This is a genomic window from Mesorhizobium prunaredense (assembly GCF_900156895.1).
Classification (GTDB): Bacteria; Pseudomonadota; Alphaproteobacteria; order Rhizobiales; family Rhizobiaceae; genus Mesorhizobium; species Mesorhizobium prunaredense.
The window spans coordinates 1-1643 of sequence record NZ_FTPD01000046.1 but is presented as its reverse complement, the minus strand read 5'-3'; the positions used below and the strand labels follow the sequence as shown (position 1 = coordinate 1643).

Here is a 1643-nt window from a genome sequence, read left to right as displayed (position 1 = left end):
ATCGCGGACTCCTCTGAATAGGAAGACGCAGTTGCTGGCTATCCAGTTTACGCCAAGGAGCCTGAGCCGTCGATGAACGGCGGCGCGTCTACACGATGTCGGGTTTCAGCGGCGCCTCGTGTTTTTGGCCCGCTGCCTCAGGTGGCGGGCTTTTCATCGGGGGCGCTTGAGTTCTGTCGGACTGATACGCGCATGTTCGTGAGGGAGTTAGTTCAAAGCCCCTATAGAGGACAATGGCTTAGGGTTGCAGAAATCACGCATTACAACTGCAGCGGTCGATTCCTCAGGATGTAGCCGCGAAGACACTCCCCAAGTGAAAGCCCGTTGCCGGCCCCTCCCGCAGCGGGCTTTTCATTCGCGCTATGGGGGCGGGCTTACCGCTTGGCAGCTAGGACCTTTGCTTCCCGGAGCAGCGATGCCCATTGAAGGCCAAGGAAGAAGATAAGCTCTCCAGCCTGTTCTTCGGTAATGCCGGTTCTTTGACCAAGCGTCGAACGACGATATCAATGTTGTTCGGCGCCCTACCCTGTTCGTCAGCCATAGGAGAAATTCCTTACGCTGGTAACTTCGCTATCTGGCGCTTGTTCCCAAGCGCGTGACTAAAAGAGCACCTTACGGCGGCGGCAGGGACCGCGACCATCCTTTTAAGCGGCTGCTCCGGTTCGGGCTTAGGTATGCCTGGCTCACCGCCTTGGTTTGCCACCACACCGCAGGCGGAACAGGCAACCTAGTTCCGGGAACCGAACTGGCGATCCGGTACATGGTAGGCGAAGGGGTCGGTGAGCGGGCGCTATAGAAAATACGAACCGGCCAGCGCGCACCCTGCCCAGGCTAACATTGAGAGCAGACACAGGACTAGGAGCCAAGGAACCCCGGGCGGTTGGTTGTCGAGGGCGGCGTTGGCTTCTTCCTTTTTTTCGACCAGATTGTCGTCCCGCCCGCCTTTAGTGAGCACCATACCGGAGAGCCCATTTTTCCCATCGGTCTCTCTCGAAATCCTAGTCCGAATATCTGCACGGATCACCGGATCCTCGGGCAGGCGGCTCGCAAACCATTCAGGAAGATTGTCGCCATCCTTCTTGTCCATGGCGCCAACAATGTTTTCTGCCGCCTTATGTTCCAAGTTTCTAGGGCCTTCATTCTAGCGCCCGTCATTTGCCTCGCGATGGCGCATCAGGGCCGAACCGATCGCGCAGCTTTACCAGATCGAGCGTGTCACGGTGGTGATGGCAGTGCGCCGTCACCGTCATCTTCGCGTCGATCAGAGATTGGAACGTCCAGCCCTTTTGCCATTCGGCCGGGATGGCGCCGGTGTGGTCAGCTCGCCAAGCCTTCGTCCTGGTGGACTATCGCATCGAGGACCACTTCGTAGACACTCCCCTATGTCTTCCTCGATCTCGACTTCGCCGATACCTACAGCTGCTTACTGCCGGTCCGGGCGATAGACGAGGAAAGCGAGACGGACGGCAGCGCGTAGACTGGGACGCGACCTCAATGCAGAAGACCCGCCGCTACATTTGCGAAGCGACGGGCCTCCGCCCCATTCCCCCATACCTGACCATGCAACTGCCGTGCCAGACTTATTGACCCATCCCGGGACACCTTATGGCTTCTGCGCAGGCCTGGATGTTGCAAACAAGGAT

General features: G+C 58.4%; 1 protein-coding gene. It reads right to left on the bottom strand.

Features of this window, described 5'->3' with window-relative positions; all coding sequences use genetic code 11:
* Positions 1-790: 790 nt before the first annotated feature.
* Positions 791-1123, bottom strand: a complete 333-nt coding sequence (locus BQ8794_RS27330; RefSeq protein WP_143744712.1) for a hypothetical protein — start codon at positions 1121-1123, stop codon at positions 791-793.
* Positions 1124-1643: the final 520 nt, after the last annotated feature.